This window comes from Methylobacterium litchii (assembly GCF_038442315.1).
GTDB lineage: Bacteria > Pseudomonadota > Alphaproteobacteria > Rhizobiales > Beijerinckiaceae > Methylobacterium > Methylobacterium litchii.
In genome coordinates, this window is the sequence record NZ_JBBXMY010000012.1 from 121678 (window position 1) to 141639 (window position 19962).

At 69.9% G+C, this 19962-nt stretch carries 18 protein-coding genes, 1 tRNA gene, 1 rRNA gene and 1 other RNA gene; 5 read left to right on the forward strand and 16 right to left on the reverse strand.

The window, feature by feature from the left end; genetic code table 11:
* Nucleotides 1-4: 4 nt before the first annotated feature.
* A complete protein-coding gene (gene murB, locus AAHF99_RS20135) occupies nucleotides 5-940 on the reverse strand; it encodes a UDP-N-acetylmuramate dehydrogenase (protein ID WP_342166249.1) in 936 nt (311 codons plus the stop codon).
* A 50-nt stretch (nucleotides 941-990) separates the two neighbouring features.
* On the opposite strand from murB, the gene AAHF99_RS20140 reads away from it, so the two are divergent.
* Both AAHF99_RS20140 and AAHF99_RS20145 read left to right on the forward strand, forming a co-directional pair.
* On the forward strand, nucleotides 991-1248 hold the full coding sequence (locus AAHF99_RS20140; RefSeq protein WP_342166251.1) for a type II toxin-antitoxin system RelE family toxin: 258 nt from the start codon (nucleotides 991-993) through the stop codon (nucleotides 1246-1248).
* A 10-nt stretch (nucleotides 1249-1258) separates the two neighbouring features.
* Nucleotides 1259-1633, forward strand: coding sequence for a helix-turn-helix transcriptional regulator (locus tag AAHF99_RS20145; protein WP_342166252.1), 375 nt, complete (start codon nucleotides 1259-1261; stop codon nucleotides 1631-1633).
* Nucleotides 1634-1646: 13 nt separating this feature from the next.
* Here the strand turns inward: AAHF99_RS20145 and murC are convergent, their stop codons facing one another.
* The 3 genes from murC to AAHF99_RS20160 are packed head-to-tail and all read right to left on the reverse strand — an operon-like array spanning nucleotide 1647 to nucleotide 5374.
* Nucleotides 1647-3050 (reverse strand): UDP-N-acetylmuramate--L-alanine ligase, encoded by a 1404-nt coding sequence (gene murC, locus AAHF99_RS20150; protein WP_342166253.1) that lies wholly within the window; start codon nucleotides 3048-3050, stop codon nucleotides 1647-1649.
* Between the two features lie 42 nt (nucleotides 3051-3092).
* A complete protein-coding gene (gene murG, locus AAHF99_RS20155; RefSeq protein WP_342166254.1) occupies nucleotides 3093-4202 on the reverse strand; it encodes an undecaprenyldiphospho-muramoylpentapeptide beta-N-acetylglucosaminyltransferase in 1110 nt (369 codons plus the stop codon).
* Nucleotides 4199-5374: an FtsW/RodA/SpoVE family cell cycle protein gene (locus AAHF99_RS20160; RefSeq protein WP_243956751.1), complete on the reverse strand. Its 1176-nt coding sequence runs from the start codon at nucleotides 5372-5374 to the stop codon at nucleotides 4199-4201. Before AAHF99_RS20160 ends, murG begins: the two co-directional genes overlap by 4 nt.
* Before the next feature lie 263 nt (nucleotides 5375-5637).
* Here AAHF99_RS20160 and AAHF99_RS20165 point away from each other — a divergent pair, with 263 nt between their 5' ends.
* Entirely contained in the window at nucleotides 5638-7113 is a 1476-nt protein-coding gene (locus AAHF99_RS20165; RefSeq protein ID WP_342166255.1) for a methyl-accepting chemotaxis protein, read from the forward strand.
* Here AAHF99_RS20165 and murD read toward each other — a convergent pair.
* The 10 genes from murD to AAHF99_RS20215 form a co-directional block, all read right to left on the reverse strand.
* Nucleotides 7110-8471, reverse strand: a complete 1362-nt coding sequence (gene murD, locus AAHF99_RS20170) for a UDP-N-acetylmuramoyl-L-alanine--D-glutamate ligase (protein ID WP_342166256.1) — start codon at nucleotides 8469-8471, stop codon at nucleotides 7110-7112. The genes AAHF99_RS20165 and murD overlap by 4 nt on opposite strands.
* A gap of 115 nt (nucleotides 8472-8586) precedes the next feature.
* Nucleotides 8587-9672, reverse strand: a complete 1086-nt coding sequence (gene mraY, locus AAHF99_RS20175) for a phospho-N-acetylmuramoyl-pentapeptide-transferase (protein WP_342166257.1) — start codon at nucleotides 9670-9672, stop codon at nucleotides 8587-8589.
* Between the two features lie 46 nt (nucleotides 9673-9718).
* Nucleotides 9719-11167: a UDP-N-acetylmuramoylalanyl-D-glutamyl-2,6-diaminopimelate--D-alanyl-D-alanine ligase gene (locus AAHF99_RS20180; protein ID WP_412759918.1), complete on the reverse strand. Its 1449-nt coding sequence runs from the start codon at nucleotides 11165-11167 to the stop codon at nucleotides 9719-9721.
* A 2-nt stretch (nucleotides 11168-11169) separates the two neighbouring features.
* Nucleotides 11170-12630, reverse strand: coding sequence for a UDP-N-acetylmuramoyl-L-alanyl-D-glutamate--2,6-diaminopimelate ligase (locus AAHF99_RS20185; protein WP_342166258.1), 1461 nt, complete (start codon nucleotides 12628-12630; stop codon nucleotides 11170-11172).
* On the reverse strand, nucleotides 12627-14390 hold the full coding sequence (locus tag AAHF99_RS20190; RefSeq protein ID WP_412759919.1) for a peptidoglycan D,D-transpeptidase FtsI family protein: 1764 nt from the start codon (nucleotides 14388-14390) through the stop codon (nucleotides 12627-12629). The genes AAHF99_RS20185 and AAHF99_RS20190 overlap by 4 nt, the downstream gene beginning before the upstream one ends.
* Nucleotides 14391-14547: 157 nt before the next feature.
* The gene (gene ftsL / locus AAHF99_RS20195) at nucleotides 14548-14958 is read right to left on the reverse strand and encodes a cell division protein FtsL (protein WP_243956742.1); all 411 of its coding nucleotides are present in this window, start codon (nucleotides 14956-14958) and stop codon (nucleotides 14548-14550) included.
* Nucleotides 14955-16010 (reverse strand): 16S rRNA (cytosine(1402)-N(4))-methyltransferase RsmH, encoded by a 1056-nt coding sequence (gene rsmH, locus AAHF99_RS20200; protein WP_342166259.1) that lies wholly within the window; start codon nucleotides 16008-16010, stop codon nucleotides 14955-14957. The genes ftsL and rsmH overlap by 4 nt, the downstream gene beginning before the upstream one ends.
* 376 nt (nucleotides 16011-16386) lie before the next feature.
* An RNA gene (gene rnpB, locus AAHF99_RS20205) (RNase P RNA component class A) lies at nucleotides 16387-16779 on the reverse strand.
* 52 nt (nucleotides 16780-16831) lie between these two features.
* On the reverse strand, nucleotides 16832-17272 hold the full coding sequence (locus AAHF99_RS20210; RefSeq protein WP_342166261.1) for a VOC family protein: 441 nt from the start codon (nucleotides 17270-17272) through the stop codon (nucleotides 16832-16834).
* A 320-nt stretch (nucleotides 17273-17592) separates the two neighbouring features.
* Nucleotides 17593-17745: a hypothetical protein gene (locus AAHF99_RS20215; protein WP_342166262.1), complete on the reverse strand. Its 153-nt coding sequence runs from the start codon at nucleotides 17743-17745 to the stop codon at nucleotides 17593-17595.
* 251 nt (nucleotides 17746-17996) lie between these two features.
* Here AAHF99_RS20215 and AAHF99_RS20220 point away from each other — a divergent pair, with 251 nt between their 5' ends.
* Together AAHF99_RS20220 and AAHF99_RS20225 are read left to right on the forward strand one after the other, a co-directional pair.
* Nucleotides 17997-18716, forward strand: a complete 720-nt coding sequence (locus tag AAHF99_RS20220) for a sugar transferase (RefSeq protein WP_342166263.1) — start codon at nucleotides 17997-17999, stop codon at nucleotides 18714-18716.
* 715 nt (nucleotides 18717-19431) lie between these two features.
* A complete protein-coding gene (locus tag AAHF99_RS20225) occupies nucleotides 19432-19662 on the forward strand; it encodes a hypothetical protein (RefSeq protein WP_342166264.1) in 231 nt (76 codons plus the stop codon).
* Nucleotides 19663-19712: 50 nt separating this feature from the next.
* On the opposite strand, the gene AAHF99_RS20230 is transcribed toward AAHF99_RS20225, so the two are convergent.
* Both AAHF99_RS20230 and rrf read right to left on the reverse strand, forming a co-directional pair.
* Nucleotides 19713-19788: transfer RNA gene (locus AAHF99_RS20230), tRNA-Ala, on the reverse strand.
* A 62-nt stretch (nucleotides 19789-19850) separates the two neighbouring features.
* Nucleotides 19851-19962, reverse strand: a 5S ribosomal RNA gene (gene rrf, locus AAHF99_RS20235); the annotation flags it as partial.

A 19962-nucleotide genomic window follows, 5' to 3' on the forward strand; every position in this document is an offset into this window, starting at 1 on the left:
CATCTTACCGACTTACGGGTGGTGCCTCAACACCGATCCGCTTGATCTCCCAGCGCAGCGCGACTCCGCTGGTCTCGCGGACGCGGCGGCGGACCTCTTCGCCAAGGCCCTCGATGTCGGCGGCGGTGGCGCCGCCGCGGTTGATCAGGAAGTTGCAGTGCATCTCGCTGACCTGCGCCCCGCCGCGGGTCAGGCCCCGGCAGCCGGCGGCGTCGACGAGTTGCCACGCCTTGCCGCCCTCCGGGTTGGCGAAGGTCGAGCCGCCGGTACGCTCGCGGATCGGCTGGGCGGCCTCGCGGGCGGCGGTGACGCGCTCCATCTCGGCTTCGATCGCCTCGCGCTCGCCGGGACGGCCTCGGAACCGGGCCTGGGTGAAGATGACGTCCTCCGGCGCCGCGCAGTGGCGATAGGAGAAGCCCATCTGGGCATGGTCGAACCGGCGCAGGTTACCCTGCCGGTCGACGCCCCGCGCCGCCACGAACACGTCGGTGGTCTCGCCCCCATGGGCGCCGGCATTCATGCGGAGCGCCCCGCCCACCGAGCCGGGGATGCCGCGATAGAAGGCGAGCCCGTCGAGGGAGGCCTCGGCGGCGGCTTTTGCGAGGCGCATGTCCGGCACGGCTGTTCCGGCGCTGATCGTCTTGCCGTCGATGGTCACGGTGCCGAAGGCCTTACCGCCGAGGCGCACGGTCACGCCGGGGATGCCGCCGTCGCGCACGATGAGGTTCGAGCCCAGCCCGATCACCGTCACCGGCACGGCGGGGTCGAGGATGGCGAGCAGGGCGGCGAGGTCTTCCTCGTCGGCGGGAGTGAACAGCACCTCCGCCGGCCCCCCGACGCGGAACCACGTCAGGTCGGCCAGGCTCGCCCCCGCCACCAGCCGGCCCCGGAGGCCGGGCGCCGCGGCGCGGATCGTGTCGTGAAGGGTATTTGATATCATGATGGGAATCGGTTCATCTGCTCCCGAACGGGGGAGCCAAGTTTGCAGGCATGGCGCGGGAGATCGTCTTCACCCGGAACGCCGCACGCGCGTTCCGCCGCATGCCCGAAGAGACGGAACGGTTGATCCGCGAAAAGCTTCGGCTCTACGCGGCGGATCCCGATGCCCTTGCCAACAACGTCAAAGCGCTGCGCGGCGAAGGCCATCGCTACCGCCTGCGGATCGGCGATTGGCGCGCGGTCTTCACCATCGAGCCGGAACGCGTCATCATCCATGATGTCGGCCCTCGCGGGTCGATCTACGGCTAGGAGCGTGACCGTGACCATCGTGCGAACCGTGACGCCGGCGGGTGAGGCCATCGTGATCCTCCCGGAGGCCGAGTTCGATCGCCTGCGCGACCTCGCGGAGGATGCCGCCGACACGCGGGCGATCGACGCCTCGCGGGCACGGGTCGCAGCCGGCGAGGACGAACTCCTCACCGAGGCCGAACTCGATACGCTGCGCCGGGCGCCGAGCCCCCTCGCCTTCTGGCGGGCGAAGCGTGCACTGTCCCTCGAAGCCCTGGCCCGCGACAGCGGCGTGTCCACCGAGACGCTTGCCGCCCTGGAGGCGGGCACGGTGGACGCCGATTTGGCGATGGCCGAAACATTGGCGCGGGTCCTCGGCGTCGATCCCGAGGACATCGCTCCGTAGGCCCCGTCCACCCTCACCCCCGCGCGGCCAGTTCGCCCGGCAGGGCGTAGGCCCATTGGGTGATCGTGCCGGCGCCGAGGCACACCACGTAATCCCCGGACTTGGCGAGGTCCGCGACGATCCCCGCCAGATCCTCCGGCCTCTCCAGCGCGCGGGCGTCGCGGTGGCCGCGCGAGCGCAGGCCCGCCACGAGGCTGTCGCGGTCGAAGCCCTCGATGGGCGCCTCGCCCGCCGCGTAGACCGGGGCGACGATCACCGTGTCGGCATCGTTGAAGCAGGTGCAGAAATCGTCGAACAGCGATTGCAGCCGCGTGTAGCGGTGCGGCTGCACCACCGCGATCACCCCGTGATCCGTCGAGGCGCGGGCCGCCTTGAGCACCGCCTTGATCTCCACCGGGTGGTGCCCGTAATCGTCGAAGATCGCCGCGCCGTTCCACTCGCCCGTGCGGGTGAAGCGCCGCTTCACGCCGCCGAAGCCGGCCAGCGCGTTGCGGATCGCGTCGGGCTTCACGCCGAGCTCGTGCGCCACGGCGAGGGCCGCCGTGGCGTTCAGCGCGTTGTGCTTGCCCGGCATCGGCAGGACCAGATCCTCCATCTCCATCCGGTAGCCGGGGCGGCGGTCGCGGATCATCACCCGGAACTTGCTCTGGCCGCCGCGCAGGTCGACGTCGATCAGACGCACGTCGGCCTGCGGGTTCTCGCCGTAGGTGATGATCCGCCGGTCCTCGATATGGCCGACGAGGTCCTGCACCACCGGATGGTCGATGCACATCACCGCGAAGCCGTAGAACGGGATGTTGTCGATGAAGCGCCGGAACGCGTCCTTGATCGCGTCGAACGAGCCGAAATGATCCAAGTGCTCGGGGTCGATGTTGGTGACGATGGCGACATCCGCCGGCAGCTTGAGGAAGGTGCCGTCCGATTCGTCGGCCTCCACCACCATCCAGTCGCCCGCGCCCATGCGGGCGTTGGTGCCGTAGGCGTTGATGATGCCGCCGTTGATGACGGTCGGGTCGAGGTTGCCGGCGTCGAGCAGCGTCGCCACCAGGGAGGTCGTGGTCGTCTTGCCGTGGGTGCCCGCCACCGCGACGCAGGACTTGAACCGCATCAACTCGGCCAGCATCTCGGCGCGGCGCACCACCGGCAGGCGGGCCTCGCGGGCGGCTTCGAGCTCGGGGTTGTCCCGGCGGATCGCCGTCGAGACGACGACGAGCCCGGCCTCGGCGACGTTGGCCGCGTCATGCCCGACGAAGGTGCGCATGCCCTTCGCCGCGAGCCGGCGGACGTTGGCGTTGTCCGAGGCGTCCGAGCCCTGAACCGTGTAGCCGAGGTTGTGCATCACCTCGGCGATGCCGGACATGCCGATGCCGCCGATGCCGATGAAGTGGATGGGGCCGAGTTTTTCGGGCAGCTTCATGGGTGTCAGACCTGTGCGGGACCGGGCGCGACGGCGCGGCGATCAGGGATGGGCCGCCGTCTCGACGACGACCTCGGCCAGCCGCTCGGCGGCGTCGTGAATGCCTGCGCTTCTCGCCGCATCGGCGGCCCGGGTCAATTTCGCCGGGTTCTCGCACATCTCCACGAGGTCCGCGGCGAGCCGGTCGGGGGTGAAGGCGGTCTGCTTCAGGACGAGGGCGGCGCCGATCGCCTCCAGGGTCGCGGCGTTGGCCGCCTGATCCTGATCGAGGGCGCCCGGCAACGGCACCAGCACCGAGGGGCGGCCGATGGCGGCGAGTTCCGAGACGGTCGAGGCGCCGGAGCGCGAGATCACGAGGTGGCTCGCCGCCATCCGGGCCGGTAGGTCCTTGAAGAACGGCGCCGCGTCCAGGCCGGCGAGCCCCATGGCAAGGGTGCGGTTCTGCACCGCCGTCAGGTCCTCGGGCCGCACCTGCTGCGTGACGTGCAGGCGCGCCCGCAGATCGGCGGGCAGGCGCTCCAGGGCCGGCGGGACGATCTCGCCCATGATCCGCGCGCCCTGGCTGCCGCCGAACACGAGGAGCCGCAGCACGTCCCCCTCCCCGAAGGCGGGGTAGGGGATGCGCGCCGCCTCGATGACGGCGGGCCGCAGGGGATTGCCGGTGTGGACGCGCCGGGCGGTCGCCTTGTCCGGGATGCCCCGGACCTCGCGGAAGCCGGTGGCGATGGTCCGCGCGCCGCGCGCCAGGAAGCCGTTGGCCCGGCCCATCACCGCGTTCTGCTCGTGCAGGAGGGTGGGCACACGTAGAAGTTGAGCTGCCAGGACGGGCGGCACGGTCGGATAGCCGCCGAAGCCGACGACCGCCGCCGGGTTGATCCGGCGGATCGCCTTGGCGGCGTCGCCGAAGCCCCGCCCCAGGGTGACGACCGCCGCCGCGCGCTTGAGCATGTTGCGGCCGGACGGCGTCGCGGAGCGGATGGTGACGATCTCCGAGGCCGGGAAGCCGGTGGCGATGGAATCCACCCGCGCATCGGTGGCGAGCACGACGCGCACGCCCCGCGCCTGGAGGGCGTGGGCGAGGCTCTCGGCCGGGAAGAGGTGGCCGCCGGTCCCGCCCGCGCAGAGCAGGATGGTGGGGGTCAGGACGGTCATTGCTTCACCCCGGCGACGGCCGAGGGGGCCGTGCCCGGCGGCTTCTGGCTCAGCATCACCGTGCGCGGGCGCTTGCGGGTGAGGGCCACGAGGAAGCCGGTGCCGAGCGCCAGCGAGAACATCGACGAGCCGCCGAAGGAGACGAAGGGGAGCGTCATGCCCTTGGCCGGCATGAGTTGGGTGTTCACCGCCATGTTGATGCACGCCTGCAAGCCGAACAGGGTCGCGAGCCCCGTGATCGCCAGCCGCGAGAACGTGTCGTCCGTACGCCGGGCGAGCTTGAGGCCGCGCAGCACGATGTAGGCGAACAGGGCCACGAGGCACAGGCAGACGATGACGCCGAATTCCTCGCCGATCACCGAGAAGAGGAAGTCGGTATGGGCGTCGGGCAGGTGGCGCTTGGCGACGCCCTCCCCCGGGCCGGTGCCGAACCAGCTTCCCGAGCGGAAGGATTCGCGCGACCAGAATTCCTGGAAGCCGCCGCCCGCGCCGTCGTCGCCCCGGTCGAGGAACTTGTTGAAGCGCTCGCGGACGTGGTGGAAGAACGTGTAGGCGGCGAAGACGCCGGCGAGGCCGAAGACGCCCAGCGCGGCGACCCAGATCAGGTGCAGGCCCGCCACGAAGAGCAGCGCCGACCACGTCATGGTGATGAGCATGGTCTGGCCGAAATCCGGCTGCAGCAGCAGCGGGACGATGGTGACGGGCAGGATCAGCAGGCCGAGCACGCCGCCGGGCATGTCCCGCCGCTGGGCGCCCTCGGAGAAGGCCCAGGCGGCCACCACCACGAAGGCGGGCTTCACGAACTCGGAGGGCTGGAGGCCGAGGGAGCCGAACTGGATCCAGCGATGCGCGCCCTTGATCTCCGGCCCGACCTTCACGGCGAGCAGGCAGAGCGCGACCCCCGAGAGCCAGGTGAACAGGGCGAGCCGCCGGATGCCGCGCAGGCTCAGGAACGACACCGCGCAGATGATCAGCACCGTGGGCGCGAGATACATCGCCTGACGGTTCAGGAAGTAGAAGGTCGGCAGCCCGATGCGCTCGGCGACCGGCGGCCCACCGCCCATCAGGAAGACCAGCCCGGCCACCATCAGGGCGACGAGCGCCGCGAGGAGGCCGCGATCGACCGTCCACCACCAATCCGTCAGGGGGGTGCGTTCCGCGCGCGACATCATGCCGGACAACCACTCCAGGCCGCGCGGAATCCGATCCGCGCGGGTCGGGCCGGATCCTGTGCAGGAATGGTAAACGGAGGCTTATGGTCTTTCGTGCTCAGCGCGCCGAGCCCTTCGGAGACGGGCATTTGCCGCGCATCCGCGAAGGATGCGCACGACCAATATACTCTATGTTAAGTCGGGGGATGCAACTTAAAGGTGTAATACTTGTCAGCGGCCTCGGACGCCCGGTGTCCGACCCGTAGAGCGTGAGTCGATCCGTCATGTTCGCCAGCCTGAACACCCGAGAGTCCCGTGCCAAGCTCTCGGCGCTCGACCGCGTTCAAGGGATCATCGAGTTCGATCTAACGGGGCGGATACTCACGGCGAACACGAACTTCCTCGATGCCGTCGGATACACGCTGCCGGAGATCGTCGGTCAACATCACAGCCTGTTCATGGACCCGGCCGAGCGGGACTCGGACGCCTACCGGGCGTTCTGGGAGCGCCTGCGCGCCGGCACGTTCGAGTCCGGGCAATTCCGGCGGGTCGGGCGCGGCGGCCGGCCGATCTGGATCCAGGCGTCCTACAACCCGATCCTCGATTCCGGCGGCAAGCCCTACAAGGTGGTGAAGTTCGCCACCGACATCACGCAGCAGCGTACCGAGGAGGCCGACCGCGCCGGCCAGATCGCGGCGATCGACAAAGTCCAGGCCGTCATCACCTTCGACCTCGACGGGGCAGTGCTCGACGCGAACGACAACTTCCTGACGGCGATGGGCTACACCCGCGACGAGGTGGTCGGGCAGCATCACAGCCTGTTCGTGGAGCCGGGGTACCGGGACAGCGAGACCTACCGGGCGTTCTGGGTGGCCCTGCGCAACGGGACCTATCAGGCGGCGCAGTTCCGCCGCATCGGCAAGGGCGGGCGCGAGGTCTGGATCCAGGCGTCCTACAACCCGATCCTGGATGCAAACGGCAAGCCCTACAAGGTGGTGAAGTTCGCCACCGACATCACGGATCAGGTCCGGCTGCTCGCCGACCTGCGCCTGTTGATCGACCGGAATTTCGGCGAGATCGAGCAGGCGGTCACGCACTCGTCCAAGGCCGCCACCCTCGCCTCGGCGGCGGCGGATTCGACCTCCGGCAACGTCCAGACCGTGGCGGCGGCGGCCGAGGAGCTGGCGGCCTCCGTGGCGGAGATGTCCCAGAGCATCGTGCGCTCGCAGGGGGCCACCGACACCGCCTATGCCTGCGTCCAGGACGCCGATGCCCACACCAAACGCCTCGCCGACACGGCGACCGCGATGTCCGGCATCGTCAGCCTGATCCAGAACATCGCGGGTCAGATCAACCTCCTGGCGCTGAACGCGACCATCGAGGCCGCCCGCGCGGGCGAGGCCGGGCGCGGCTTCGCGGTGGTCGCCTCGGAGGTGAAGGCCCTGGCCGATCAGGCCGCCCGCGCCACGGGGCAGATCAATAGCGAGATCGCCAGCGTGCAGCGGGTCTCGCAGGAGGTGGTCGGGGCCCTCGGCTCGATCGGCGCGTCGGTCTCGATCATGCGCGAGACCGTGGTGGCCACCGCCGCCGCCATCGAGGAGCAGAGCGCCGTGACCCGCGACCTCGCCGAGAACATGCAGAGCGCCGCCGGCGCCGTCACCGACATCACCGGCAATATCGGCGCCATCGGCGCCGCCGTGGCGCAGGTCCGGCAGGCGGTCGGCACCACCCGCGAGGCGGCGCGGGTGCTGGCCCGCTAGGGCAGCGCCCGGACCAGATCCCGGAACCGGTCGCCCCGGATCTCGAAGTTGCGGAACTGGTCGTAGGAGGCGCAGGCCGGGGAGAGCAGCACCACCGGCTCCGGCGCGCCGGAGGCGGCGGCATTCTCCGCCGCCTTCTCCACGGCCACGTCGAGGGTGCCGCAGCGGGTGTAGGGCACGGCGCCCTCTAGCGTCGCCGCGAAGGCGTCGGAGGCGGCGCCGATCAGGTAGGCATGGGCCACCCGCTCGAAATACGGGACCAGGGGGAAGATGCCCCCGTCCTTGGCCTTGCCGCCGAGGATCCAGTGGATGTCGCGGAAGGCGGTGAGCGCCTTCTCGGTCGAATCCGCGTTGGTCGCCTTCGAGTCGTTCACGAACAGGACGTGACCCCGGCGCGCGACCTCCTCCATCCGGTGGGGCAGGCCGGGGAAGGAGGCGAGGCCGGCGCGGATCTGCTCCGGCGCGACGCCGAGCGCCTGGGCGACCGCCACGGCCACCGCCGCGTTCTGCCAGTTATGGGCGCCGCGCAGGGAGCCGATGCCGTTCACGTCGGCCAGATCCTCGCCCGAGGCGTCGCGGACATGGCCCTCGGCGACGCAGAGCCCGTCGCCCTGCGCCGCGCCGGCTCCGACATGGACCCGCACCAGCCGCTCGCCCCGCCGGTCGGTGATGGCCCGGCTCGGCGCGTCGTCGATGCCGACGACGGCGAGGTCCGCGCCCCGGATCAGCCGCTCCTTGATGGCGGCGTATTGCTCCATCGTGCCGTGGCGGTCGAGATGGTCGGGGGTGATGTTCATCAGCACGCCGACGCTCGGGTCGAGGGAGGGCGTCAGGTCGATCTGGAAGGAGGACATCTCGATCACGTGGACGCGGGCGGCGTCCGGCGGGGCGAGGGAGAGGATCGCGGTGCCGATGTTGCCGCCCATCTGTACGTCGCGGCCCGCCTGCCCCAGGACGTGGGCGATGAGTGCCGTGGTGGTCGACTTGCCGTTGGTGCCGGTGATCGCCACGAAGGGCGCGCCCGGGGCGACGGCCCGGCGCTCGCGGCAGAACAATTCGATGTCGCCGACGATCTCGACGCCGGCTCCCTGCGCGAGGCGCACGCTCCAATGGGGCTCGGGATGGGTGAGGGGCACGCCCGGCGCGAGGACCAGGGCGGCGAAGCCCGACCAGTCCTGCTCGCGCAGGTCGGCGGTGGGGATCCCCTCCCCTTGCGCCTTGGCGACGCCCTCCGCGCCGTCGTCCCAGGCCAGGATATCGGCTCCGCCCGCGATCAGCGCGCGGGCCGTGGCGAGCCCCGAGCCGCCGAGGCCGAACAGGGCGACTCTTCGGCCCGCGAAAGTGGTGACGGGGGTCATGCAAGACTCGTAACGAGGAAGACCGGCACGACACGGCCGTTCCCCGTTCCCCGGTGTCAGGCCGGGAAAGGCCGTGTCTCGAAGGACTTGTACCACGCCTGCGGCGGAAATGCCCTCAGCGCAGCTTGAGCGTGGCGAGGCCCGCCATGGCCAGGATCACGGCGATGATCCAGAAGCGGATCACGACCTGCGGCTCCTTCCAGCCCTTCTGCTCGAAATGGTGGTGGATCGGCGCCATGCGGAAGACGCGCTTGCCCGTCAGCTTGAACGAGGCGACCTGGATGATGACCGACATCATCTCAAGGACGAACAGGCCGCCGACCACCGCCAGCACGATCTCGTGCTTGGTGGCGACCGCGATGGTGCCGAGCAGGCCGCCGAGCGCCAGCGAGCCGGTGTCACCCATGAAGATCTGCGCGGGCGGCGCGTTGAACCACAGGAAGCCGAGGCCCGCCCCGACCACCGCGCCGCAGACCACCGCGAGTTCGCCCGTGTCGCGGACGTAGTTCACCTGCAGGTAGCTCGCGGTGAAGGAGTTGCCGACGAGGTAGGCGATGACGCCGAAGGTGGCGCAGGCGATCATCACCGGCACGATGGCGAGGCCGTCGAGCCCGTCGGTCATGTTCACCGCGTTGCCCGAGCCGACGATCACGAAGGCGCCGAAGATCGGATAGAGCAGGCCGAGGTTGAGGAGCGCGTCCTTCAGGACGGGGAATGCGAGCTGATTCTGCAGCGTGAGCGGCGAATAGGCCGCGATCGTCACGCAGGCGGCCACGGCGATCAGCCCTTCGAGGCCCAGCCGGAACTTGCCTGAGAAGCCCTTGTGCGACTGCTTCGTGACCTTGAGGTAGTCGTCGTAGAAGCCGATCGCCCCGAAGCCGAGGGTCACGGTGAGGGTGATCCAGACGTAGTGGTTGCGCGGGTTCGTCCAGAGCAGCACCGCCACGATGAACCCGGCCAGGATCATCAGCCCGCCCATGGTCGGCGTTCCGCGCTTGGTGAGCAGGTGGGTCTGCGGCCCGTCCTCGCGGATCGGCTGGCCCTTGCCCTGGCGCAGGCGCAGCAGGGAAATGATCCACGGCCCGAACCAGAACACGAACAGGCCGGCGGTGAACATCGCGCCGCCGGCGCGGAAGGTGATGTAGCGGAAGACGTTGAGCGGCGTGAAGGTGCTGCTCAGGTCCGAGAGGAGGTAAAGCATCCGGGCGCGGGGCCCCTCTGTTCAGGCGGGGAGGCGGCGGGGCCGCTCAGGGAAGGGCGACGACCGAGTCGCGGCGCGTGTGCGGCGCGGCGTAACGGCCTTTGAGCGCCTCGACAATCCGGCCCATGCGGCTGCCGTTGGAGCCCTTGACCATCACGGCGTCGCCGGGGCGCAGGGTCCGGGTGAGGGGCTCGATCAGGTCGGCGGCGGTCTCGGCCACCGCGCCGCGCCGGCTCACCGGCAGGGCCTCGTAGAGGTTGCGGGTGAGCGGCCCGGCCGCGAAGACGAGGTCGATCCCGGCCGCCTCGACGGAGGCGGCGAGGCCGCGATGCAGGTCGGGGCTGGTCGGCCCGAGTTCCAGCATGTCGCCGAGCACGGCGATGCGCCGGCCGCGCGGGCCGGTCTCGATGCCGCTGAGGGTGGCCAGCGCCGCGCGGACGGCGGCGGGGTTGGCGTTGTAGCTCTCGTCGATGAGCCACGCGGTCCCGTTCGCCATCTCCAGCGCCGTGCGCTCGCCCCGGCCGGCGGGCGGCGCGAGGGCGGCGAGGGACAGGGCGGCGGCGGCGAGGTCGGCGCCGAGCGAATGGATCACCGCCATCACGCCGAGCGAATTGAGCGCCGTGTGGCGGCCCGCCGTGCCGAGCTTGTAGGTGACGGGCTGCCCCATCACGCTGGCATCGACCACCGACAGGTCGGGGCGGAGCACGATTCGGTTGGCGCGGACATCGGCCTCAGGATGCTCGCCGAAGCTGACGATCCGCCCGGCCCGCGAGGCCATGGCATGCGCGGCCAGGCGCTCGTAATGGGGGTTGTCGCGGTTGATCACCGCCACCCCGCCGGGCTCCAGGCCGGCGAAGATCTCGCCCTTGGCGTCGGCGATGGCCGAGACCGAGGGGAAATGCTCGGCATGCACCGGCTCGACGGTGACGACGAGCGCCACCTGCGGCCGGACCATGCCGGTCAGCGGCAGGATCTCGTGGGCGTGGTTCATGCCGATCTCGAAGACGCCGAACCGCGCCTCCTCCGGCATCCGCGCCAGTGTCAGCGGCACGCCCCAATGGTTGTTGTAGGAGGCCGCCGAGGCATGCGTCGCCCCCTGCCCCGAGAGGACGTGGCGCAGGGCCTCCTTTGTGCCGGTCTTGCCCACCGAGCCGGTGACGGCGACGACCTGCGCCTCGCTGCGGGCGCGGGCGGCGCGGCCGATCCGCTCCATGGCGGTGAGCACCGGGTCGGCGCCCTCCCCCGCCACCGCGAGGACCGGGCCCTCGACCTCGGCCGCGCGGCCAACGTTCACCACGGCGGCGCCGGCGCCCTTGCCGAGCGCCTGCGCGACGAAATCGTGCCCGTCCCGGGCCTCGCCCCGGATGGCGAAGAACAGGTCGCCGGGCTGGAGGGTGCGAGTGTCGATGGAGGCGCCCGACACGGGCCGGCGCTCGCCGATCCAGCGGCCGCCCGTGGCCGCTTCGAGGGCGTCCGGGGTCCAGAGTGCGGTCAAGGTCAGCCCCCCAGAAGCGTGGCGATCGCGGCGCGCAGGACCTCGTGGTCCGAGAACGGGAGCACCCGATCTCCCACGATCTGGCCGGTTTCGTGACCCTTGCCGGCCACGACCAGCACATCGCCCTTGCCGAGACGGCCGACCGCGCTGCGGATCGCCTCCTCGCGGTCGCCGATCTCCTCGGCGCCGGGGGCCGCGTCGAGGATCGCCCGGCGAATCGCCGCTGGCTCCTCGGTGCGGGGATTGTCGTCCGTGACGATCACGTGGTCCGCGAGGCGGGCGGCGATGGCGCCCATCAACGGGCGCTTGCCCCGGTCGCGGTCGCCGCCGCAGCCGAACACCACCACGAGCCGGCCCGAGGCGAAGGGGCGCAGGGCGGTGAGCACCTGTTCCAGCGCTTCCGGCTTGTGCGCGTAATCCACGAGGCAGAGCCCGCCCCGCGCCTCGCCGATCCGCTCCATGCGGCCGGGCACGCCGGTCAGGTGGTCGAGGGCGGCGAAGACCCCGTCCGGGTCGGCCGCACCGGCCGGCGCCGCCAGGGCGAGGCCCGCCGCGACTAGGGCGTTCTCGACTTGGAAGCCCCCCACCAGGGGCAGGCGCAATTCGCGCGAGCGGCCCCTGGCCTCGACGGTGAGGGCCTGGGCGAAGCCCTCCGTCCGCGCGGCGGCGAGGCGGATGTCGCGCCCCGCCCGCCCGGTGGTGAAGACCGGCCGCCCGGCGGCCTCCGCCGTCGCGATCACGCGGTCGGAGAAGGCCCCGTCCGCGTTCACCACCGCCGGACACCCGGCGGGGAGCAGATCGGTGAAAAGCCGCATCTTGGCCGCGAGATAGTCTTTGATGCTCGCGTGGTAGTCGAGGTGGTCGCGGCCGAGATTGGTGAAGCCCGCCGCCGTGAGACGCACGCCGTCGAGGCGGCGCTGCTCTATCCCGTGGGACGAGGCCTCCATGGCGAGTTCGGTGATGCCCTCGCCCGCGAGGCGGGCCAGGGTCTCGTGTAGCGTGACCGGATCGGGCGTGGTCAGGGAGCCGTATTGCGCGCCCCGGTTGGTGACGATGCCGACCGTGCCGAGGCTCGCCGACTCGCGACCCATCCGTGACAGGATCTGGCGGACGAAATCGGCCACCGAACTCTTGCCGGCGGTGCCGGTGACGGCGAGCACCGTCTCCGGCTGGCGCCCGGCGAGGCGGGCGGCGGCGAGCGCCAGCGCCCGGCGGGCCTCGGGGACGGCGATCCAGGCGGTGGTTTCGGGCAGGTCGGCGGGGCGCTCGCCCTCCCCCGCGACGGCCAGCGCCCCGGCTTCCGCCGCCTTGGCCGCGAAGAGACGCCCATCGGCCTTGGTGCCCGGCACCGCGACGAACACCCCGCCCGGCACGACGCGCCGGCTGTCGGCGGTCAGCCCGGCGACGGGCTCTGCGGCGGCCGCGCCCTCGGCCTCGGGGAAGAGGTCGCCGAGGCGGGTCACGGGCCGCCCAACTGGTTGACGTGGTAGGCGTTCAATTTGACCATCTGCGGGAAGGGCCGCACCGGCGCCTCGAACTGCGGCGGCAGGCCGAGGATCGGCGCGACGCGCTCGATGATCTTGCCGGTGACGACGCCGGAGTTCCAGGCGGCGGTGGCGTAGCCGCCGGATTCGGGCAGGCCCTGCGGCTCGTCCATGATGGTGACGAAGAGGTATTTCGGGTCGTTCATCGGCGAGGCCGCCATGAAGGTCGTGAACAGGCGGTTCTTGTTGTAGCGCCCGCCGATCACCTTCTCGGCCGTGCCGGTCTTGCCGCCGACGTAGTAGAGCGGCACCGACGCCTTCTTGGCCGAGCCCTCGAAGGCGTTGAGGCGCATGATGTAGCGCATCGCCTCGGAGGTTTGGGGCGAGAGCACCGGGGTCGTGCGCGCCTTCACCGAATCCGGGTCGGACTTCAGGAAGGTCGGGGTGATGAGCTTGCCGCCGTTGACGATGGCGCCCACCGCCATCGCCGCCTGGAGGGGCGCCACCGCGATGCCGTGGCCGAAGGCGATGGTGATGGTGTTGATCTCGCTCCAGCGCGAGGGGACGATCGGCGCCGCGCTTTCGGGGAGTTCGGTGCGCAGCCGTTCGGTCAGGCCCATCTTCTTCAGGAAGGCCTTGTGTCCGGGCACGCCGACGCCGAGGGCCATCTTGGCCGAGCCGATGTTCGACGAGTGCGTGAACACCTCCGGCATCGTGATGACGCGGTTGGTGCCGTGGTACTCGTGGATCTTCTGACGGCCCCAGTTGAGCACGCCGCCGCGCGTGTCGAACGTCGAGTTGACGTTGTACTTGCCGGAATCGAGCGCCATCGCCAGCGTCATCGCCTTGAAGGTCGAGCCCATCTCGTAGACGCCGACATTCATGCGGTTGATCCGGTCGGGCGCCAGGGCGTCCTTCGGGTCGTTCGGGTCGAAGTCGGGCATGGAGACCAGCGCGACGACCTCACCGGTCTTCACATCGAGGATCATGGCCGCGCCGGCCTTGGCCTTGAAGTGCTCGATGCCCTTGGCCAGCTCGTCGCGCACCGCGAATTGGGCGCGCAGGTCGAGGGAGAGCTGGATCGGCTTCAGGTCCGCCTGCTTGCTGACGAGGCCGAAGCTGTTCAGCGCCTGGAGGCCGGTGGAGTCGATGTACTTCTCCATGCCGGCGATGCCGACGCCGTCGAGGTTCGTCGCGCCCAGGATGTGGGCGGCGGCGGTGCCGTTCGGGTAGACGCGCTTGTGGTCCGGCAGGAAGCCGATGCCGGGAATGCCGAGGCGGTGCACCTCGGCCTGCTGCTTGGGCGTGAGCTCGCGCTTCACCCACACGAAGCCCGCGCCCTTGCGGTCCTTGCGGGAGGAGAGCTTGGCGCGCAGTTCCGAGGCGTTGAGCGAGGGCAGGACGGCGGTGAGCAGTTCGACCGCCTCGTCCTTGTCGTAGATGTTGCCGGGCTCGGCGAAGACCGACACCGTGCGGATGTCGGTGGCCAGGATCTCGCCGTTGCGGTCCACGATGTCGGGGCGGAAGGCGGTCGAGGAGCTGGCCGCCGCCCGGTGCTCCTGGCTGGGCGGCTCGCCGAAGATCGCCATGGTGAGGAGGCGCACGGAGATCGCCCCGAACACGCCGAGGAAGACGAGCCCGACCAGCGCCACGCGGACATGCGAGCGCTCGATGGCGAGGCGGAACATGCTGCGGACGAGGCGGCGCATGCGCACCCGGCGCGGGTCGCGCGGGGCCATGACCTCCTCCACCGCCTGCATCAGGCGGGCGGCATCCTGCTCCGCCACCTGCGGCTCCGGCTGGGCCGCGGCCGCGGCCGCCGCGGCGGCCTGCTCCTCCGGCGTGCCGAAGACCGGCTCCCGGCGCTCCGAATGATCCTGCGCGTCGGACACGAAACTACCTCGCGGCGGTCGGGGTACGGGTCGTCGTCACGGTGCGGCTGATCGCACCCGTCGTGCGCGGCTCCGGCGTGCCCTTCTCCTTGGGCGTCGCCGTCGCCGCCAGAAGGCGGCCGATCTCGTCGCCGCGCTCGGGCCGGGCGGGAAGGTCCGCGATCCGGCCGAGATGGCTGATGCCGATCGGCTCCAGGGCGAGGTGCTTCTCCACCGCCGCCTGGAGGCGGTCCGGCCGGGTCAGCAACTGCCATTCCGCCCGCAGGACGGCGATGGCCTGCCGCTCCTTGTGCAGGGCGGTCTGGACCTTGGAGACCTGACCCGCCTGATAGAGCGTGTCGTACTTGATCGAGTAGGCATAGACCGCCGAGGCGACGAGCCCGGCAATCGCCAGCAGGTTGAGCAGGCGGATCATCGGCGGGCGCCTCCGCGGCGGTGTTCGGGCAGGCTCGCCAGGGTGTCGATGGCGCTGAGCGGCGGCGGGACGGGGGCGTCGGTGCGCGCGACGGCGCGCAGCTTCGCCGAGCGGGCACGCGGGTTGCGCGCCAGTTCCGCGTCGCCCGGCAGGACGGGGCCCTTGGTGACGAGGCTCAGGCTGCGCGGCTCCGGGGCGCCCTGGCTCGGCAGGTGCCGGGAGCCCTGGGCCGCCCGGCCGCTCCGCGCGGCGAAGAACTGCTTGACGATCCGGTCTTCCAGCGAATGAAACGTCACGACGGCGAGCCGCCCGCCCGGCGCCAGCACCCGTTCGGCCGCATGCAGCGCCCGGACGAGTTCGCCGAGTTCGTCGTTCACCGCGATGCGCAAGCCCTGGAAGGTCCGCGTCGCCGGGTGGATGTGGCTGCCGGGCTCGACTCGCACCACGCCCGCTACGATCTCCGCGAGTTGCGCCGTGGTCTCGATCCGCCCGCGCCGCCGTGCCTCATGGATCGCCCGCGCCACCGCCCGCGACCGGCGCTCCTCGCCGTAATGGTAGATGATGTCGGCGAGTTCGGCTTCCTCGGCCTCGTTGACGATGTCGGCCGCGCTCGGCCCCTCGGCGCCCATGCGCATGTCGAGGGGGCCGTCGTGGCGGAAGGAGAAGCCGCGCTCCGGCGTGTCGAGTTGCATCGACGAGACGCCGATATCGAGCACCACGCCATGCACCGCGCCCTCCCCCGCCGTGGCGGCGAGGCTGTCGAGGTCGCCGAAGCAGCCCGGCACCAGGGCGAGCCGGCCCTTGGCCTCCGCCACGAGGGCCTGACCGCCCGCGATGGCGCGCGGGTCGCGGTCGATGGCCAGGACATGCAGGGCCGGGTCGGCGGCGAGGAGGGCCCGCGTGTAGCCCCCCGCGCCGAAGGTGCCATCGATGATCACCCCCTCACCCGCCGGGTTCAGGGCCGCGATCACCTCATCGAGGAGCACGGGGACGTGGGGAGCACCGGACGCCGGAGCGGCGGTGCGAATCGGCTGGGCCCTCATGCGCGCCATCCCGGGATCGACGGGCCGGCGGGCGGGGAAGCGGGAAGACGTGCGTGCACTCTTATCTCGCCCTGGTCCGGACCGCGCGGAGGCGGCTCGCGTGACGGGAGCGGCGACGGAGGCACCGGGCGCGAGCACCCGCGAACGGACGAGCCCTGCGGGTCCGCAGGTAACGCCCGGCGAGCCGATAATCGCCGCTGACGGGAGGGTGCCGGGTATCATGGGCCTCGGAAGGTCGTCAACGCGCGCCGGGCGCGTGCGCCACTCCCCCGATCTAGAACCGGGCAAGGTTAACCGATGGTGTGTTTTTCGGCAGTTTCCCGCGCCGCCGCGCAGGCCGGGATTCGGCCAACGCGCTGACGCTGTTCGGCTTTTTGGAATCGGGCGGATCAGCCGGCCTGTAAGCCGGGTTCTGTAGGGCCGGGAGGCTCGCGCCTTCCGACGTGGCAGCCATTCCTCTGGGACGGTCGTTGCCGACCGCCTCGAGCAACCAACCCGGGCGACTGGCCTGGAGAGCGGGCCTGCCCCCCTCGCGGGGGACGCGCCGCCCCTATTCGGTTTTGCTCCCGGTGGGGTTTGCCGTGCCGTCCGCGTTGCCGCGTCCGCGGTGCGCTCTTACCGCACCCTTTCACCCTGACCCCGGACGGATCCGGGGCGGTCTGCTCTCTGTGGCACTGTCCCTGGGGTCGCCCCCGCCGGACGTTATCCGGCACCGTCTCTCCATGGAGCCCGGACTTTCCTCCCCGGGCGAACCCGGAGCGGCTGCCCGGCCGGCTGATCCGGGGGCGACATGGGCCCTCGCCGCCCCTGCGGTCAAGGGCTCGCGGGACTCACCAGGTGCCGGTGTTCTCCATGGAGGTCCACGGCTCCTGCGGCTCCTTGGCGTCGCCCTTCTGCAGGATCTCGATGGAGATGCCGTCCGGCGACTTCACGAAGGCCATGCGCCCGTCGCGCGGCGGCCGGTTGATGGTGACGCCGGCGTCCTTCAGCTTCGTGCAGAAGGCGTAGATGTCATCGACCTGATAGGCGAGGTGCCCGAAGTTGCGCCCGCCGGAATAGGTCTCGGGGTCCCAGTTGTAGGTCAGCTCCACGAGGGGGGACTTGCTCTCCCGCGCCTTCTCGACATCTCCGGGGGCCGCCAGGAACACGAGGGTGAACCGGCCCTTCTCGTTGTCGATCCGGCGGACCTCCTGAAGGCCGAACGTGCCGACATAGAAGGCCAGCGCCCGGTCGAGATCGGCGACGCGCACCATCGTGTGCAGGTATTCCATGAGACGATCCTCTGTCCGCGAGACCCGGCATCACGGCACGGGTCGGTCGAGCCCCTACTTAGGCGGTGACGCGGGCAGGTCTATGAGGGAGGGGCGCCTTCGGGCCGCGCCGGGTCATTCCGCTCACTGAACAAGTCTAGATTTGATCCGGATCGAGTTGGTGAGAGATCACGCCTGCCCGAAGCGACTCCAATGTTGAAGATATCAAGTCTCTTTCGAGAACGATGCCAATTTCGATGACCCGAAGCCGGCACAGAAACTGAGTTGAGATGTCCGTTCCGCGTTAACCAAACTGGATCTGAAACGCGGATGCGTATTCGCTACCGATGCCCCAAGACCGCTGCGACAAGGGCGACTCCGGCGGAGGCGCCCAGTTGCGCGCCGACGGCCGCCGATGTCCAGTTATATACAACGCCAATTTGAAAGCCGATCACGCCACCTACGAAGGTTCCGATCACGAAGAGGATGAGCATGACGGCGCTTTCATTGAGGACTGCAGGGGCGAAACACCTTCCAAGCGGCGTGGCGATCTTCTCTTATAGTTCTCATCTTGATACGCGATAGCCTAGTCATGGCCGGAACGTATGTTTTCGAGCCGCAAGTATGGACTCGGCGTAACTTGTCGAGCGGCATTCCGTAAGCTTGTGAATGCCGCGCCTATTTGTTATGCAGCCCTCATTAAGAAAGGTTTAACCACCTTCCCCCCGCGAGAGGATCTGCACCGATGCCGCGTCCGAAGGGACAGACGACAGTCTTCAGGCCTGCGCTGACATCGCAGCCCGGCTTCGAGCCCGTCCTGAACGCGCTGACCTTACGGGGGCTCGAACGTCGGCTCGGCATGGCCGTCAAGCGCAGCATCGACGTGACGGTGGCGGGAGGCGCCCTCCTCCTCCTCCTGCCGCTCTTGGCCCTGGTCGCCGCGACGGTCTGGATGGGGGATGGCAAGTCGCCGATCTTCCGGCACACGCGCCTGGGCCGCAACGGGCGCCCGTTCGGCTGCCTGAAGTTCCGGACCATGGTGGTGGATGCCGAGGCGGCGCTCGCCGCGCATCTGGCGGCCAATCCCGCGGCGCGGGCCGAATGGGCCGCCACGCACAAGCTGACCGACGATCCGCGCGTCACCGCCTTGGGACGGGTACTGCGCAAGACCTCGCTCGATGAGCTGCCGCAACTCGTCAACGTCCTGCGCGGGGATATGAGCCTTGTCGGCCCCCGGCCGATCGTGCAGGCCGAGGTCGCGCATTACGGCGCTGCCTTCACCCCCTGCTTCTCGGTGCCGCCCGGCGTGACGGGCCTGTGGCAGGTCTCCGGTCGTTCAGACACGACCTACGAGGAGCGTGTCGCCCTCGATCTCGATTACGCCGCGCATTGGAGCCTCAAGCGCGACCTGATCATCCTGGTTCGGACGGTTCCGGCGGTCTTCGCCCAGCGCGGCAGCCGCTGACCGGCGGCCGAGGTGCGCTGACACAGACTCACAGACCGCCGGGGTGATCCTCCGGCGCGATGGGGGCCTCGTCGCACAGCCGCCAGATTTCCAGAAAGCACGCTGCGTAAGCCGCTAAGAGAACGGCGGTCCAATGCATGGTTGTAGCCCCTGCGATATCGCTCTCGTTACCCTAGGGCCGAAAGCTTGACGTTTCCTCGCAGGTGATGCTGCCCTTACTGTTTCAGAAGGGCAAGGACCATTCCGACCAAAGTCCCGCCAGCGACGGGAGAAAGTAGCCCAAAAACCGAAATGAGCAGGATGAGCGCGATGGCCGCGTTCTCTTTTCGCTTCGCTTCCTTGCGGGACGGTGGCTCCCACCGCGGCGGAACGGCTCTTTGTTCGTGATCGAGGAACACCGCCGATACCCGATTGTTCGCCCTTCGGACATGCCGCGACCCGTCAGGGCGGCACAACGAGTGTACCCGAGAGACGACCATGCTGAAAGTTCTGCGCTTCCTCCGAAACTGGTTCGTCCTTTCCGTGCCGCTCGGCGTCGCCGTCGGGAAGCTGCTCAAGTGGCGTAACAAGCCCGTGACGGACAGAAGAGTCCCGTAAGTTCGCTTCCCCTTCTCCGGCTCATGATCTAACGAATATCCCTCGCCATCGCGCGGAAGCGATTTAGTCTCCGGCGGCTCAGGCGCGCCGTCGAGACGATGCGGGGATCGTAGAGGTCATGAAGGGGCTATTGCTCAATACGTTCCTCGGACTGGCCTTCGGCCGGTTCGGTGGCGTTTGGATGCTCTGCGCCCTCGTACCCGTCGTCGCGGCGGAGCTGCTCTACGGCTACTACGTCCATCAACTCGGCTTCAGCGCCGGCCTCCGGCGTGGTGCGGCCCTGCTGGTCTGCGGCGAGCTGGCCTTCCTTCTCGGCATGCTGATGCGGCCGATGCCAGGGGAAACCTGACATCGGCTTGATGCCGATCGAAGCGGAAGACAATCAGGAATGAAGGGGATTGGTGGAGCCTAACGGGATCGAACCGATGACCTCTTCCATGCCATGGAAGCGCTCTCCCAGCTGAGCTAAGGCCCCAACCCATTCGCCCAAGGGCGAAGTCGTGTGAGAGGGAATGTTTCTGACTTTGCGTTGTGCGGGTCTGGCGGCGACCGACTCTCCCGTGCCTTGAGGCACAGTACCATGGGCGCTGGCGTGTTTAACGGCCGAGTTCGAGATGGGATCGGGTTCTGGGCACGCCGCTCGAGCCAC

Coding starts and splice junctions, on each gene's coding strand:
- murB (WP_342166249.1), bottom strand. CDS start 940: ATGATATCAAATACCCTTCACGACACGATCCGCGCCGCGGCGCCCGGC.
- AAHF99_RS20140 (WP_342166251.1), top strand. CDS start 991: ATGGCGCGGGAGATCGTCTTCACCCGGAACGCCGCACGCGCGTTCCGC.
- murC (WP_342166253.1), bottom strand. CDS start 3,050: ATGAAGCTGCCCGAAAAACTCGGCCCCATCCACTTCATCGGCATCGGC.
- murG (WP_342166254.1), bottom strand. CDS start 4,202: ATGACCGTCCTGACCCCCACCATCCTGCTCTGCGCGGGCGGGACCGGC.
- AAHF99_RS20160 (WP_243956751.1), bottom strand. CDS start 5,374: ATGATGTCGCGCGCGGAACGCACCCCCCTGACGGATTGGTGGTGGACG.
- AAHF99_RS20165 (WP_342166255.1), top strand. CDS start 5,638: ATGTTCGCCAGCCTGAACACCCGAGAGTCCCGTGCCAAGCTCTCGGCG.
- murD (WP_342166256.1), bottom strand. CDS start 8,471: ATGACCCCCGTCACCACTTTCGCGGGCCGAAGAGTCGCCCTGTTCGGC.
- mraY (WP_342166257.1), bottom strand. CDS start 9,672: ATGCTTTACCTCCTCTCGGACCTGAGCAGCACCTTCACGCCGCTCAAC.
- AAHF99_RS20190 (WP_412759919.1), bottom strand. CDS start 14,390: ATGGCCCCGCGCGACCCGCGCCGGGTGCGCATGCGCCGCCTCGTCCGC.
- ftsL (WP_243956742.1), bottom strand. CDS start 14,958: ATGATCCGCCTGCTCAACCTGCTGGCGATTGCCGGGCTCGTCGCCTCG.
- rsmH (WP_342166259.1), bottom strand. CDS start 16,010: ATGGCGCGCATGAGGGCCCAGCCGATTCGCACCGCCGCTCCGGCGTCC.
- AAHF99_RS20210 (WP_342166261.1), bottom strand. CDS start 17,272: ATGGAATACCTGCACACGATGGTGCGCGTCGCCGATCTCGACCGGGCG.
- AAHF99_RS20215 (WP_342166262.1), bottom strand. CDS start 17,745: ATGCTCATCCTCTTCGTGATCGGAACCTTCGTAGGTGGCGTGATCGGC.
- AAHF99_RS20220 (WP_342166263.1), top strand. CDS start 17,997: ATGCCGCGTCCGAAGGGACAGACGACAGTCTTCAGGCCTGCGCTGACA.
- AAHF99_RS20225 (WP_342166264.1), top strand. CDS start 19,432: ATGAAGGGGCTATTGCTCAATACGTTCCTCGGACTGGCCTTCGGCCGG.